The sequence below is a fragment of the Pseudomonas sp. LF-5 genome, assembly GCF_037626295.1.
Lineage (GTDB): Bacteria > Pseudomonadota > Gammaproteobacteria > Pseudomonadales > Pseudomonadaceae > Aquipseudomonas > Aquipseudomonas monsensis.
Genome location: NZ_JARKMT010000015.1, coordinates 43120 through 57806, shown reverse-complemented (window position 1 = coordinate 57806; position 14687 = coordinate 43120). Strand labels below are relative to the sequence as shown.

General features: G+C 59.0%; 15 protein-coding genes. 10 read left to right on the top strand and 5 right to left on the bottom strand.

The genetic code is table 11. From position 1 onward, the window contains the following. The first annotated feature begins 87 nt into the window (after positions 1–87). The 5 genes from PseuLF5_RS27070 to PseuLF5_RS27050 all read left to right on the top strand — a co-directional run bounded on the left by PseuLF5_RS27070 (position 88) and on the right by PseuLF5_RS27050 (position 5504). On the top strand, positions 88–1290 hold the full coding sequence (locus PseuLF5_RS27070) for an MFS transporter (protein WP_123463730.1): 1203 nt from the start codon (positions 88–90) through the stop codon (positions 1288–1290). A 239-nt stretch (positions 1291–1529) separates the two neighbouring features. After that, the gene (locus PseuLF5_RS27065; RefSeq protein ID WP_340135042.1) at positions 1530–2456 is read left to right on the top strand and encodes a DUF72 domain-containing protein; all 927 of its coding nucleotides are present in this window, start codon (positions 1530–1532) and stop codon (positions 2454–2456) included. Beyond that, a complete protein-coding gene (locus PseuLF5_RS27060) occupies positions 2453–3250 on the top strand; it encodes an endonuclease/exonuclease/phosphatase family protein (protein WP_123463726.1) in 798 nt (265 codons plus the stop codon). Before PseuLF5_RS27065 ends, PseuLF5_RS27060 begins: the two co-directional genes overlap by 4 nt. Beyond that, positions 3247–4521, top strand: a complete 1275-nt coding sequence (gene clsB / locus PseuLF5_RS27055) for a cardiolipin synthase ClsB (protein ID WP_340135040.1) — start codon at positions 3247–3249, stop codon at positions 4519–4521. Before PseuLF5_RS27060 ends, clsB begins: the two co-directional genes overlap by 4 nt. Further along, positions 4518–5504 carry a lysylphosphatidylglycerol synthase domain-containing protein gene (locus PseuLF5_RS27050; RefSeq protein WP_186746092.1) on the top strand — a complete coding sequence of 329 codons (987 nt, stop codon included), beginning with the start codon at positions 4518–4520 and terminating at the stop codon, positions 5502–5504. Before clsB ends, PseuLF5_RS27050 begins: the two co-directional genes overlap by 4 nt. 24 nt (positions 5505–5528) lie before the next feature. Here PseuLF5_RS27050 and PseuLF5_RS27045 read toward each other — a convergent pair whose 3' ends face one another. The 5 genes from PseuLF5_RS27045 to PseuLF5_RS27025 all read right to left on the bottom strand — a co-directional run bounded on the left by PseuLF5_RS27045 (position 5529) and on the right by PseuLF5_RS27025 (position 10726). After that, positions 5529–6287: an alpha/beta hydrolase family protein gene (locus PseuLF5_RS27045; protein ID WP_128614745.1), complete on the bottom strand. Its 759-nt coding sequence runs from the start codon at positions 6285–6287 to the stop codon at positions 5529–5531. Next, positions 6277–7386, bottom strand: coding sequence for a DUF3182 family protein (locus tag PseuLF5_RS27040; RefSeq protein WP_340135039.1), 1110 nt, complete (start codon positions 7384–7386; stop codon positions 6277–6279). Before PseuLF5_RS27040 ends, PseuLF5_RS27045 begins: the two co-directional genes overlap by 11 nt. 177 nt (positions 7387–7563) lie before the next feature. Further along, positions 7564–8304 carry a TenA family transcriptional regulator gene (locus tag PseuLF5_RS27035; RefSeq protein WP_340135038.1) on the bottom strand — a complete coding sequence of 247 codons (741 nt, stop codon included), beginning with the start codon at positions 8302–8304 and terminating at the stop codon, positions 7564–7566. 94 nt (positions 8305–8398) lie between these two features. Next, entirely contained in the window at positions 8399–9592 is a 1194-nt protein-coding gene (locus tag PseuLF5_RS27030) for an MFS transporter (protein WP_340135037.1), read from the bottom strand. Continuing rightward, positions 9593–10726, bottom strand: coding sequence for a ThiF family adenylyltransferase (locus PseuLF5_RS27025; RefSeq protein WP_340135036.1), 1134 nt, complete (start codon positions 10724–10726; stop codon positions 9593–9595). A gap of 569 nt (positions 10727–11295) precedes the next feature. Here PseuLF5_RS27025 and PseuLF5_RS27020 point away from each other — a divergent pair. From PseuLF5_RS27020 to PseuLF5_RS27000, 5 genes are all read left to right on the top strand, one after another. Then, a complete protein-coding gene (locus PseuLF5_RS27020) occupies positions 11296–11964 on the top strand; it encodes a YjfI family protein (protein ID WP_429541667.1) in 669 nt (222 codons plus the stop codon). Positions 11965–11981: 17 nt separating this feature from the next. After that, on the top strand, positions 11982–12680 hold the full coding sequence (locus tag PseuLF5_RS27015; protein ID WP_340135035.1) for a PspA/IM30 family protein: 699 nt from the start codon (positions 11982–11984) through the stop codon (positions 12678–12680). A gap of 209 nt (positions 12681–12889) precedes the next feature. After that, the gene (locus tag PseuLF5_RS27010; protein WP_340135034.1) at positions 12890–13540 is read left to right on the top strand and encodes a DUF2491 family protein; all 651 of its coding nucleotides are present in this window, start codon (positions 12890–12892) and stop codon (positions 13538–13540) included. Between the two features lie 15 nt (positions 13541–13555). After that, entirely contained in the window at positions 13556–13981 is a 426-nt protein-coding gene (locus PseuLF5_RS27005) for a DUF350 domain-containing protein (protein ID WP_123463706.1), read from the top strand. Between the two features lie 17 nt (positions 13982–13998). After that, positions 13999–14685, top strand: coding sequence for a DUF1190 domain-containing protein (locus PseuLF5_RS27000; RefSeq protein WP_123463704.1), 687 nt, complete (start codon positions 13999–14001; stop codon positions 14683–14685). Positions 14686–14687 lie beyond the last annotated feature (2 nt).

Sequence of the window (14687 nt, the reverse complement as noted above, 5' to 3'; positions counted from 1 at the left end):
ATATCAAATGCCCGCACCCGTATTTTTCCGCACAAGCCAAACCCCGACACTGCGCTCCATCCAATCAAATCACCCTGGAGTGCCGTGATGCCCATTGCCTTGCTCGCGCTGACCCTCAGCGCTTTCGCCATCGGGACGACCGAGTTCGTCATCGTTGGCCTGCTGCCTACCATTGGCGCCGATCTCGGCGTCAGTCTTCCCTCCGCCGGTTTGCTGGTGAGCCTGTACGCGCTGGGCGTGGCCATCGGTGCGCCCGTGTTGACCGCGCTCACCGGCAAGGTCCCGCGCAAACTGTTGCTGCTGTCGCTGATGGTGCTGTTCACCCTCGGCAACCTGCTGGCGTGGATGGCGCCAAGTTATGAATCGCTGGTGCTGGCGCGGATCGTCACCGGTCTGGCCCACGGCGTGTTCTTCTCCATCGGCTCGACCATCGCCACCAGCCTGGTGTCCAAGGAAAAAGCCGCCAGCGCAATTGCGATCATGTTCACCGGCCTCACCGTGGCATTGGTCACCGGCGTGCCGCTGGGTACGTTCATCGGCCAGCATTTCGGCTGGCGTGAAACCTTCCTCGCCGTGTCGGCGCTGGGCGTGATTGCCTTTATCGGCAGCCTGATCTACGTGCCGAGCAACATCGCCCACAGCAAACCGGCGTCGCTGCTGCAACAACTGCAAGTGCTCAAACAACCGCGTCTGTTGCTGGTGTACGCCATGACCGCGATCGGCTACGGCGGCTCGTTCATCGCCTTCACTTTCCTCGCGCCGATCCTTCAGGACATCTCGGGCTTCAGCGCCAGCACGGTGAGCCTGGTGCTGCTGGTGTATGGCGTGTCGGTAGCGGTCGGGAATATCTGGGGCGGCAAGCTGGCGGACAGACGCGGGCCGATCAGCGCCCTGAAAATCATCTTCGCCCTGCTCGCGGCCGTGTTGTTCGTGCTGACCTTCACCGCCGCCAATCCCTGGCTGGCGCTGGCCACGGTATTGGTCTGGGGCGCAGTAGCGTTCGGCAATGTGCCGGGGCTGCAAGTGTATGTGGTGCGTCAGGCTGAACATCACACGCCGCAAGCCGTGGATGTGGCGTCGGGGCTGAACATTGCTGCGTTCAACCTCGGGATTGCCGGCGGGGCGTGGGGCGGTGGCTTGATCGTTGAACACATCGGCCTGATCCACACGGCGTGGATCGGTGGTCTGGTGGTGTTGGTGGCGTTGGCTCTGACTGCCTGGAGCGGTCGACTGGATCGCCTCGGCCCGACCTTTGCCGAAAGCACTTCGCGCATCGTCACCGGCCACTGATTCAACACCTGTGCCCTTGTCGAGGGGGCACTTGTGGGAGGGGGCTTGCTCGCGAAAGCGGGGTATCAGTCGCGATCAACGCTGACTGACCCATCGCCTTCGGCAGCAAGCCCCCTCGCACATTGTTTTTCGTGGAGCGCGCAAAAATGTACCGTCCGTAACGCCACCGAAACTTTCCCGAACCGCCCACAGTCATCAACACACACAGGCTGTACGAGGACTGACTACGGGAGGGCGACATGGCAACGATTCACATCGGTATTTCCGGCTGGCGCTACGCTCCGTGGCGCGGGGATTTCTACCCCAAGGGACTGGCGCAGAAACGTGAATTGCAGTTCGCATCGCGGGCGGTCAACAGCATCGAAATCAATGGATCGTTCTACGCCCTGCAACGGCCCGAACGCTACGCGCAGTGGTACGCCGAAACGCCTGACGACTTCGTGTTCAGCGTCAAGGCGCCGCGCTTCATCACCCACATTCGCCGCTTGCGCGACATCGAAAAACCGCTGGCGAACTTCTTCGCGTCCGGGGTGCTTGAACTCAAGGAAAAACTCGGCCCGATCCTCTGGCAGTTTCCGCCCAACTTCAAATACGAGCCGCAGCGCTTCGAACACTTTCTCGCTCAACTGCCCCACACCCCTGAAGCTGCCGCCGCCCTCGCCCATCAACACGATGCTCACCTGCACGGCCACGCCAGCCTCAAGGCCTACGGCAAAAAAGCGCTGCGCCATGCCGTGGAAATCCGTAACGACAGCTTCATCGACCCGGACTTCGTGCGCCTGCTCAAACGCCACAATATCGCGCTGGTGATCGCCGACACCGCCGGTAAGTGGCCGTACCGCGAAGACCTTACCAGCGACTTCGTCTACCTGCGCCTGCACGGTGCCGAAGAACTCTACGCCAGCGGCTACACCGCGCCGGCCCTCAAGCGCTGGGCCGAGCGTATCGAAGCCTGGCACCACGGCCGGCAACCGCAAGATGCGCAACTGATCGCCCCGCAACTCAAGCCGCGCGCACGTAAATCCCGGGAAGTGTTTTGCTACTTCGACAACGACATCAAAGTCCGTGCGCCCTACGACGCGCGTAATCTGCTGCAGCGTTTCGGGCTCGATAACGACCTCGCCACCGCCCCCGGTGAAAGCGCCGCAGAAGGAGTGTTGCCATGAGCATTCCTGAACCGGTGGGCTTCACCGATGAAGGTTCGGTGGTCGCGCCGACGGTGCGCACTTTCACTGTCCTGACGGTCAATACCCACAAGGGCTTCACGGCCCTCAACCGGCGCTTCATCCTGCCGGAACTGCGCGAAGCGGTGCGTAGCGTCGCCGCCGACGTGGTGTTCCTCCAGGAAGTCCACGGCACCCACGAACATCACCCCAAGCGCTATAGCAACTGGCCGACGATGCCGCAGTATGAATTTCTCGCCGACAGCCTTTGGCCGCAGTTCGCCTACGGGCGCAACGCGGTGTATCCGGAGGGCGATCACGGCAATGCGCTGTTGTCGAAATTCCAGATCATCCGCCACGACAACCTCGACGTCTCGATCAGCGGCCACGAGAACCGCGGCCTGCTGCACTGCGTGCTGCGCCTGCCCGGTGACGGGGTCGAGGTGCATGCGATCTGCGTGCACCTGGGCCTGCGCGAAAGCCACCGCAACGCGCAGTTGAAGCTGCTCGGCCAACGCCTTGCGGAACTGCCGGACGATGCCCCGGTGATCATCGCCGGCGACTTCAACGACTGGCGCCAGCGCGCCGATGCGCTCCTCACACCCTGGGGCCTGCGCGAGGTCTTCGCCGAGCATCACGGCAAACCCGCACGCAGCTTTCCGGCGCGCCTGCCGACCCTGCGGCTCGACCGCATTTACGTACGCAACCTCAAGGCCCGCCAGCCGAAAGTCCTGGCGAACCGGCCCTGGTCACACCTTTCCGACCACGCCCCTTTATCGGTGGAGATTGAATTATGAACAGCGCACCGCTGGAGAAATCCACCGTGGAACCGATCAACATCGCCCCGCCCGTGCGCGAGCCCGGCCAGGTTGACGTCGAGTACAGTTGGCAAGGCAACAACCGTGTCGAACTCCTGGAAAACGGCGAAGAATATTTTCCCCGGGTGTTCGACGCCATGCGTGCGGCGAAAAGTGAAATCCTGCTGGAAACCTTCATCGTTTTCGAAGACAAGGTCGGCGCAGAGTTGCAGCAGATCCTGATCGACGCGGCACAGCGCGGCGTGCGCACCACCGTCAGCCTCGACGGCTTTGGCTGTGGCGAGTTGACCACCGCTTATCTCGCGGCCCTGAGTGATGCGGGCGTGCACCTGCAGATGTTTGATCCGGCGCCCAAGCACCTGGGTTTTCGCACCAACTGGTTCCGCCGCTTACACCGCAAAATCGTGGTGGTCGACGGCCTGGTTGCGTTCATTGGCGGGATCAATTTTTCCGGCGATCACCTGGCCGACTTCGGCCCCGAAGCCAAACAGGATTATGCCGTGCAGATTCAGGGCCCAGCGGTTGCTGACCTGCATCACTTTGCCCTGGTGCAAAGCGGTCGCCCCGGACGCGCACGCTTCTGGTGGCAGCGTCGGCGCCAGCGTCGCGCAGACATGGCCTTCAGCGACCACGACGGTCAGGTGCGCCTGGTCTTTCGCGACAACGATCAGCACCACACCGATATCGAAGACGTGTACTTGCAGGCACTGCGCCGGGCCAAACACCGGGTGGTGATCGCCAACGCCTACTTTTTCCCCGGCTACCGTCTGCTGCGCGAGATCCGCAATGCGGCGCGGCGGGGCGTCGATGTACGGCTGATCCTGCAAGGTCAGCCCGACATGCTGGTGGCCAAACTCGCGGCGCGCATGACCTACGACTACCTGCTCAAGGCCGGCGTGCAGATCCACGAGTATTGCCAGCGACCGCTGCACGGCAAGGTGGCGCTGGTGGACGAAGAATGGAGCACCGTCGGCTCGAGCAATCTCGACCCGCTGAGCCTGTCGCTGAATCTGGAAGCCAACGTGCTGATTCGCGATCGGGAATTCAATCAGCATTTGTTCGAGCGCCTCGAAGACCTCAGCCAGAACCACTGCAAGGCCATGGACGCCGACATGTCCCCGCGCGGACGGATCTGGCACATGACCGTAGGTTTTCTGGTGTTTCACTTTCTGCGGCACTTCCCGGCGATGGCCGGTTGGCTGCCGGCGCACAAACCACGGCTCAAGCCGTTTCGAGGTGGCCAGTCATGAGCCACTCCGAAGCACACTCGACAGGCCACGCCGCGCCAGCGACTCACTCGAAATGGAGCCGCTGGAAACGCCCACTGACGCTGTTGTTTTTCCTCGCGTTGATTGTCTTGCTGACGCTGTTCGCCACCCGTATCGAATGGGCCGAAGTGCTGCAAACCCTCGCCGACTTCAAGGTGCGCACACTGATCATCGCTGCCGGCCTGACCTTGCTGAGTTTCCTGACTTACGCCAGTTTCGACCTGATCGGCCGCACCTACATTCGCCAGGACCTGACCTGGAAACAGATCCTGCCCGTGGGGATCATCAGTTACGCGTTCAACCTCAACCTCAGCGCCTGGGTCGGCGGTATCGCCATGCGGTATCGGCTGTATTCGCGCCTGGGCGTGAGCAAAGGCAACATTGCGAAGATTCTCGGCTTGAGCCTGGCGACCAACTGGTTCGGCTACATGACCATTGCCGGTGTGGTATTCAGCAGTGGCCTGGTGCGTATGCCGCCGGGATGGAAACTGAGCAGCGATGCATTGCAGGGCGTCGGTATCTTATTGCTGCTGATCAGCGCCGGGTATCTCGCGGCGTGTCAGTTTTCCAAGCGCCGCGAGTGGTCGATTCGTGGGGTGGAAATCAACCTGCCGTCGCTGCGCATGGCCGTGCTGCAACTGTTGCTCGGTGCCTTGAACTGGTCGCTGATGGCGGCGGTGATCTTCACCCTGCTTCCGAGCAAACTGGATTATCCGCTGGTACTGGGCGTGTTGTTGATCAGCGCGATTGCCGGGGTCATCACCCACATACCGGCGGGGCTGGGTGTGCTGGAAGCGGTGTTCGTCGCGCTGCTGCAACATGAAGCATCACGCGGCAGCCTGGTGGCGGGATTGCTGGCATACCGGGCAATTTATTTTCTGTTGCCGTTGCTGATTACGGTGGTGATGTATTTGCTGGTGGAGGCCAAGGCGAAGGCCTTGCGGATCGAGAAGAAACCGTCCTGAGGTTTTTTGTCGAAGTTGAGAAGGCTATCTCGACTGAATGATGCTCAAGCGCTCCCCCACCACCATCTCGGTAATCCAGTCCACCAGAATCGAGGTATACGCCTGCTGCGACACCGGTTCGCTCAATGCATGATCGGCGCCGTCGATAATCCGGTGCGTCAGCGAATGAGTCTGCTGACACGCCGCGCGATAACTCATGATTGTTGCGTGGGGCACGTAGTCATCGGTTTGCGATTCCACCAGCAACACATCCCCGGTGAATTGCGAACAGGCATGCAGCGCACGGTTAGTGTCGGCACGGACCAAGGTGCTTCGGTAATCACGCAAATCGGCCTTGTCCAGATCGCGCTTGGGCGTGTGCCATTGCTCATCGCGATACAGCGCCGGCACCCGCAGCGCCAGCCAGCGCACCGGACGCAACGAAGTGAGGATCGAGGCGAGGTAACCGCCATAACTGGTGCCGACCACCGCAATCGCCGAGGTGTCGAGCGCAGGGTGCGCGAGCAGGCGGTCGTAGGCTGCGAGGAGATCGCGCAGGTTGTCTTCGCGGGTGACCCGGGTCAGTGGAATGCCGGTGCCACCGGTGTGGCCGCGCAGATCGAAGGTCAGGCAGACGCAGCCAAGACCGGCGATGCCTTTCGCCCGCTCCAGGTCGCGCTCTTGGCTACCGCCCCAGCCGTGGACAAACAACACACCGGGCACCTTGGATTTGGGGCTGAGAAACGTCCCGCTCATCTGTTCATCATCAATGTCGATTTGAATGCTTTCGCTTCTAGCCGTCATAGGGTTTGACCGTTACGTATTTGAGGAGAAACTCGCTGTTCTCGGCCGGCCCGCGATACACCTCGATGGCGTCCGCCGGCAGTGGCTGATCAACGTAGGTTTCCACCGAAGACACGCGAATCGCGCGCATGCCCGGATCGTTGACGAAGCTTTGCAGCGCCGCCACTTCGGCGCTGCTGGCACCGCCCATACGCCAGGATTGTTCGAGCACACCACTGCGCGGTTTGCCATTGCTGTCCAGGCCCTGGGCAATGTCGTAGTTGCGGCGCGAAGCGTAGAACCGCGGATAAGCCTCATCCGCCGCCCGGTCGAAGACCTGCGCCTGCTCGATGGCCAGCCGTACAGCGTCCGGCAGTTCCAGCGCCAGCAACTGCGGATAACCACCCTGTACCACCAGCAGACTCGAACCACCATAGACGTCTTCGCCATGGGCATCTTGAGTCAAGTATTGATCACCGCAGTAGCTCAGCACCTTGCCGCCGATGAATGACTGGCCGACGCTATGGGTGATCACTTCACTCAGATCCTGCTCCAGCACCACACCATCGCGAAACATCTCTGCAGCTTCCGCTCGGGCAAGCACCTCGTCGAACGCGTCGAGGCTGTTGATAACTTCCTGGCCGCGACCGGCACAGGCGTGAATCGGCTTCAGGCGGACCGGCCCGTTGTGCAGCAAATGCTCGGCAGCCGGTCGCGCATCTTCCAGAGCAAACACGGTAAGGCCATCGAGCACCACGTCGCGCACACGCTTGGAGAACAAAGGCGCCCAGCCCTGGGGCGCGTGGGCCAGATGACTGCGCAGGCCGTGGCTGATGGCTTTGGTGCAGATGAAATCGTGTTCGACGAATCCGCCCCACAAGTCATTCGCACCTTTGATGCCCAATTGCTGCGCCTGTTTGGCGCCAACAATGGTTTGCGTCGGCAGCCAGTACAGGTCGCGACCTCGGTGTTTTTCCGGGTCGTAGCTACCACCGAATTTGAGCCCGATGATGTGTGCCAGCCAGCGTGCCAGTGCCTTGTTGGTCTGCACTTCGTGCTCTGGCGCCCCGTTACGAACTGAATGGGCGACTACCAATTTTTTGCTCGGCGTTGGGGTCATGCGTCCCCCTTCAGCGACTCGATGAATGTAGTCGTTGGAAGTGCAGAGATCAGGCCAATCGCCGCGCAACAAGAATGCACAATGAATCAAGCGCTTGCGCCAACATTGATGGCACCGGGCCTGTTTCAATCTGCACGAACATCCGGTAATCCCCGGCAATTTGCATGATCGCGCGACCTACCTTTGCTCTCGAACTTCCCTCCATATAGCGTCAAACATGACGCATCGCTTGTTGATCGCCTGACGCCCGATTTGCATCGCAATCACCTTTGCTTCAGGTGCGTGTCGAGTCAATCGCCCCAGAATCTTCAGCATGGTGACCGCGTGACCCTCATCTTCTTCGATGTGTATGCGGAAAAACTCCAGACCTTCCTCGCTGATATTCAGCCTCTCCAGCGCCGCCAGAATCGGTTTGTAGAGCAATGGCACGATGGCTTCAGCCCCCAGGCATAGCGCCGCGAGACCTTCAACCGGATTTTCACTGCGACAAAATTTCATGACCGAATGGGTAAATTCAATGGTCTGGGGCAGAGGCGGCTGCGCCGTGGCGTGGGTGCCCACAATATTGAGAGATCGTTGGAACAGATCGGCATGGGTGACTTTATCATCACCGTCAATACCCATTTCCTCCTGCAGGTTTTCCATTAAAAGTTTAATGTCGTCGAGTGAATCAAGGCGATTGATAACCGCACAAAGAAAGCGAGTGAAGTTTCGAGAGTAGTAATGATGCTGCACCAGAAAATAGCGCATGCCACTCAAAGAAACATGGCCACTCCCCATTGCCACCAACAGTTCATGATGAACCAGTCTATTTAACGCGCCAGCGTCCAGCCACGTGTCCCATATGGACCCACCGGTGACCGCTTGAATAGCATGCACTACATCATCGCTGTATAACTTGTTATCTTTTTGCACCATAAAATTCCTTTTAACTCTCACCCGGCCATCCAATGACTAAACCATTCAGTGACAAACCAACCAAAGCACTTAAGTCCTGACGGTAGTGTTTTAATCACTGCGCATCACTGCAAACAACTTGTCGCTCATACCTGGCGAGAAAATAAGCACACAGAGAGGCAAAAATAATACACAGACCACCTGACGCAAGAATAAGAGCGCTGCTGGAAAATTGGAGCAACAGCCATCCACTGAGCAAGCTCGCGGGCGGAATAGCCAGATAGGCAATGAGCCTGGTGACCCCGACAGTCCGCCCCAGAATGGCTTGCGGAACCACTTGTTGGCGATAGGTGAAAAAAGCGATGACCACCACGGATTGGCAGCAAGTGGAAAGCGCCCAAAGCGCCGCGAGTATCCAGGGCTCGCTCGCCAGCGCTGCGGCCAACGTGAAGATCCCTGCCAGCAGGCAACTGCCCCGGATGAGCACGCCAGCCGGATAGCGCTTCACAAAAACTGCACCTGTTGCTGATCCGGCAACGGCACCTGCGCCAATGAGTCCGTAGTAGTAGCCGACATCGCTCAACGGCACAGCCAGGAGCGTGGTGAAAACATAGATCAGGCTGGCACCGATCAGGGCAAAACCGAAGTTGCAGAAGAAGAACAGCACAACCAATGAACACAGTTCTCGATGCCGAAGGACATAGAGCAGCCCGGCTTTGATTTCGGTGAAGACCCGGGTGGTGGCGGGCTGAGGTTTGCCCTGCTCTTTTAGCCAGTAGCAAAGCGGCAGAGAGAGCGCAAAGCCGACAATACTGACAACGAGAATCCGCTCCTTGGTGCTGAAAGCCAGTACCGCTGCCACGCTGATCGGCGCAACGATGCGAATGATGTTGTCACTGGCGTTGACGATCGCATTGAACCGATGAAGTTTTCGCCCCTCGACCAGCGCAGGAGCGATGCTCTGAAATACCGGGTGATGGGTTGCGCCAACGCTTGCCAGCATGAAGCTCAGCAGCAACAGCGTGATGCTCAAGGCGTCCCCGGACAAGGTGCTCACGGCGACGTACATCAGGCTGCCGATGGCAATGTTGATAAGATCGCCACCGATCAGAAATCGCCGTTTGCTGTAGCGATCACTCCACACCCCGGCAAAGGGGGTGACCAGTATGTAAGGCGCCATCGCCGCGAAAAAAGCCAGCGATGTCCAGACAGGGGAGCCTGTCTGCTCATAGACGTAAAGCGGGATGAGAAATGCAATGGCCCATGAGCAAACGGACGTGATGACATAGGACGCCAGCAGCTTGAACATCTAGACGGTCTCCGTCTGCACGGATAGCTGCTGCGAATTGGCGAGATGCCCGCACACCGGGCAGTCCGGATTCTGCTGCCAGACTTCGGCAATGCCGACATCCAGATCGTCGAAGGTGAATTCCTTGAGCTTGTTGGTCAATTGTGGCGGCTGGCAGCCGGTGAGGATCTTGACGGTTTCGCTCACCATCATGCCCGCGGTCACGGCCACCAGGGTCACCAGTGCCGGGCCTGGGTGCCGGTAGGTTATGTCGTGTTGCTTGGCCATGGTCGAAATACTGTTAACCAGGCTGCTTTTGTTGCGCGCCGAAGTCAGCCAGCAAGCACCGCACCCCGAGCTGCCGGGTACCACCGAATAGAAAACCGAGCGGCGCACATCGAGCCCACCGGATATGAAGGGGACGCCCTCCTGAACGCAGGCCTCGTTCAGCCAGTCGGCCATGTAGTTCGCGGGTTTGTCGGCAACGCAAATCACAATATCGTGGCCACTTACGACTCTGGCGACATCCTGAGCCGATTCAAGGCGCGTCTCATGGGCGGTGATGTCGAGGTGACTGTTGAACTCAAGCAACCGGCGCCGGGCGGTCTCGACCTTCGGCATCCCGATGTCGCTCTCCTTGTAAAGGATCTGTCGATTCAGATTGCTCAACTCGATCTTGTCAAAATCAAGGATCGTCAGCTGATGTACACCCAGCGCTACCAGATCGAACAGGATATGGGTGCCGAGCCCGCCGCAACCCAGTACGCAGACCCTGGCCGCACGCAGTTTCTCCTGAGAGGAAAACTTGTTCTCTCCCACCGCCGCCATCGACCCGAAAAAATCGATGTTTCGGGAAAATCTGTTGCGATCGTGGTCCGAAAGAGAAGTCGTCTCGGACGCATCAGGACTCTCGACCAGTCGGTATCTGATCAAATCCTGCGCAACGCTGCGCAGATCCTCCTGATCCACTGCGGGATAACGTTCGGCCACCTGGTTAATCAACGTTTCGAATGGCGCACTGCCGTCCAGTGCAGTTGCGAATTCCCAGATAGCACCATGGGGGTCGGGGATCTTCGCGTATTGCCCGTTGAACCGCAGAACAACCTGGCCTTCAAGTTTGAACGGAATGATGGTCGGCTTCAGGCAAAGTTTCATATAGCAGCCTCAGATACAGTTAAAAATAAGTTCATCAAGAACCAGGGCCATAAGGCCCCAGTTCTCATTGGCTAGCTCAGCCGATCTGAGAATCGCCAGCGGAAGATGCTTTTTCGAAAGTCATAATGATTTCCTCAAAAGTTAAAGGGCCAGTGGTCGAACCAACTTTCCACCGGAGTGAAGGTGTGCACATACAAAACCTAGAATAAGTTTCCGAGACTTGCGAACCCGCGTTATTTCTTAATGTTACTCAAATAAAATGCGCACCATCACTCCTACTGCACGCAAGTGTTAGTTCTTACAGAAACCAGAAAAAACAATGTAGGAATATTTCCTAAAACTTAAACAACAAAAAAACAATTACTAAAATCCAAAATAATTGTGACGAGCTGACACAACATTTCAGATACGACCAAGCGATGTGTTCCTCACGGCAAAAACACTGACGAACCGTGCGCGTCAGGACTTTTTCGATGCATCGAAAAAATCTCACGCGTGAGCCATTGATGGCACTTTGAATTGGTTGTAGTGTGGCTCACGCGTGAGATGTTCATAACGGAGTCATCGCCATGAAAAGCCGCTCCCCCACTGTTGCGTCAGAGAGCCCAAAGGGAGAGCGCTCGAAATCGTCCGCGAAAAAGCCGTCGAGCTTCTACATGAAGCAGATGCGTGCGGGCCTGGCTGCCGCCGGTTATGTGAAACACGAAACTTGGGTGCTTCCGGAAAACCGAAGCTTGCTCAAGCAAATGGAGCAACAGCTACGCCAACCGATTCTGGCTGGCTCATTCATGTCGGAGAATTACATGAGCGCAGGCAACAACTGGAACATTGATAGCCTCTTCAACGCCCTCAAGGCACTGGATGAGGTGGCTTCGCACGAGATCACACTGTCTCTGATCCAGAGCTCCGAACCCAGCATCAAGCTGGAAATGAACGAATTCGGCGGTCTGCCGATTCACATCGCCCTGGCCGGTGCACAGATCATCGTCGACACCGTGCTGGTGGACAGCGATTCGATCACTGACGTGCGCGCCTTCAACGACGCCGTGCTGCGCAGCCGGGAAATGTTCCCGCTGTCGTCGATCGGTATCGAGTCGATGCCGAACGGGCAGACCGTTTACAACATGTTTGGCGCCCTCAGCGCCGACTCGAGCCTGACCAACGTCGTCACCGAGGTGAAAACCCTGGTCGACAACGTGCAGCGCGCGAGCGAAGCCTTCGAACACTTCTTCAAGTAATCAACAGGGAATATCCAATGACTCAGTCCATCTGGAGCAAGTTGTTCACCGCACTGCGCGGCGGCGCCAATGAAGTCGGCGAAGCGATCGTCGATCAACAGGCCCTGCGCATCCTCGACCAGGAAATCCGCGACGCCGATACCGCGCTGTCCAACGCCCGTCGCGAACTGGTCACCATCATGGCCAAGCACAAACTGGCGGCCGACCGCGTGAGCGAGTACGACGCCAAGATCAAGGACCTGGAAGCCAAGGCGGTCTCGGCCCTGAGCGCTGGCCGTGAAGACCTCGCCATGGAAGTGGCCGAAGCGATTTCGACCCTGACCAATGACCTCACCGCCGAGAAAAAGCTCAGCGACGAATTCGGCACCTACGCCGAAAACATGCGCAAGGACATCAACAAGGCCGAAGCGCGAATCAAGAGCCTGCGCCAGCAAGTGGACATGGCCAAGGCCCGCGACAGCGTGCAGAAAGCCCAGGTCAGCGCATCCATCGCCAGCGGCGGCGCCAACGGCAAACTGGAAACGGCCGTCGGCACCCTGAACCGCCTGCAAGCCAAGCAGCAGCAACGCGCGGCCGAGTTGAGCGCAGCGGACGAACTGGCCGACGCTTCGACCGGCAACGATCTGGAACGCAAACTGCGCGACGCTGGCATCACGCCGAACGAAGGCAGCGCCAATGCGATCCTCGAGCGCCTGAAGCAGAAGTCCGCTCAGTAAACCCATAAACAAAACCGGTGGGAGCGGGCTTGCTCGCGAAGACGCAGTGTCAAACGACATCCCTGTTGAATGACATTCCCTCTTCGCGAGCAAGCCCGCTCCCGCATGGTTTGTGCAGTGCAAATGTCACTGCTCGTTCGCCGCCCGGCCCGGTACACTAGCGGCGCTTTTTACGACGAACACCTCCACCCGCCTCAAGGAACGTACCCATGGGATGGTTTAAAGATTTGCTGGGCACCAGCAACTGGCAGGCCGCTGCGCCAACCTCGACCGCCGCCAGCGGCCCACTCGGGATGGCCCAGGGCAAAGGCGTCCGGTTCGATTCGACCCTGGCGCTGCTGCTCGACGGTTCGACGTCGGTTCGGGTGCCTTTCGATCAGGCGATCTGGAGCGCAGGCTGGGTGGACCTCGGCCAGTCCAACAAACTGCACCGCTATTACATGAACGACGAGGATTTCTGGGTACAGATCCACGTCACCGGTGATGACCAGGTCGAATCGGTCACCCTGTTCAACTACCTCAGCTACGTGACCGTGAACAGTGACGCCGAACTGCAGCGCCTGGCCGGCCCCAACAGCCTGATCGGTCTGCCGGCCTACACCCATCAGGGTGTCGAATACCTCCGCGAATGGGGCACCGAACAAGGCCAGACCGAACTGGTGCCGATGACCGAACACGTGGTCAATCCGGACGAGAGCTACACCATCAACCATCACTCGATGCTTTACGCGCGCGACACCGGCCTGACCGATCGCCGCGAACTGCTGCTGTTCTCCGTCGAACAAGACGAAGAAGGCACCGTCAGCCTGAGCACCTCACTGGGCATCTCGCTGTACACGACTGACCTGAGCACCATTTAAATAAGGAAGTTTTTCATGCTGGAAGTGCTGGCCGTTTCCCTGAACAAGACCGCGTTGACCGGTTTCGCTGTCTACCTGATCGGCGCCGTGCTGCTGTTCATGCTGTTTCAATTCATCTACACCCGCATCACCCCGCACAAAGAGTTCGAGCTGATTCGCGCCGGCAACAGTGCCGCGGCCATCGCCTTGGCCGGTGCAATCATCGGGTTCGCGATTCCGGCAAGCAACATCATCTCCCACTCGGTCAACGTCCTCGACTTCGTACTCTGGGCGGTGATTGCGGCCGTGGTGCAACTGCTGGCATTCCTGGCAACCGGTCTGGTGCTCAAGGGCACGTCCCAGCGCATCGCCAACGGTGAAATCGCCTCGGGCATCTACGTGGCCGCAGTGGCTATCAGCGTCGGCATGCTCAACGCCGCATGCATGACCCCGTCCAACTGATCGGCAGGAAGCCTTCGATGAAACGCAGCAAGTACGTTCAACTGTCCCTCGCCGCTTCAGTGGCGCTGGCGATTTCCGGCGAGGTGGCCGCGCAGGACACGCAACGCTTTCAATCTGTCGAGGAGTGCGTCGGCGCCGAAGTGGCCGCCGATGTCTGCACCAACGCCTACGTCGCGGCGCTGACCGAGCACCGGCGCATTGCACCGGCCTACGACGACAAGGCCCAGTGCGATGCAGATTTTGCCGCGGACTGGTGTCAAAAAAATTCCGCTGGCCGCTTTGTACCGAAACTCGGCGGCTTCAAGGTGCCGCAAAACGGTGAGGCACCGCAGAATCTCGACGCTGTGGCCAATGCGCAAATGCCCGCGGGTGAAGCAGCGGCTGCACAGCATGTGCAAAGCACGTCCCACTCTTCCGGGGGCGGGGGCAATGGCTGGTTGAGTGGCTGGCTGATCGGCAACGCGATGAGCAACAACGCGAACCGTACGGTATATCGAGATCGCGACGATGACCGCCAGACCTACACCACCTCGACGCAATACCGCAAAATCGAGTCGGCACCGACGAGTCGTACCGACACCAGCAGCTACGACAGCACTCGAAGCAAATCGGTAAATGTCGCTTCCTCGACCTCCCGCGGCGGCTTCGGCAGTCAGTCTTCGGCGCGCAGCGGTTGGGGCGGCTGGGGCAGTTCGAGCAGCTGACC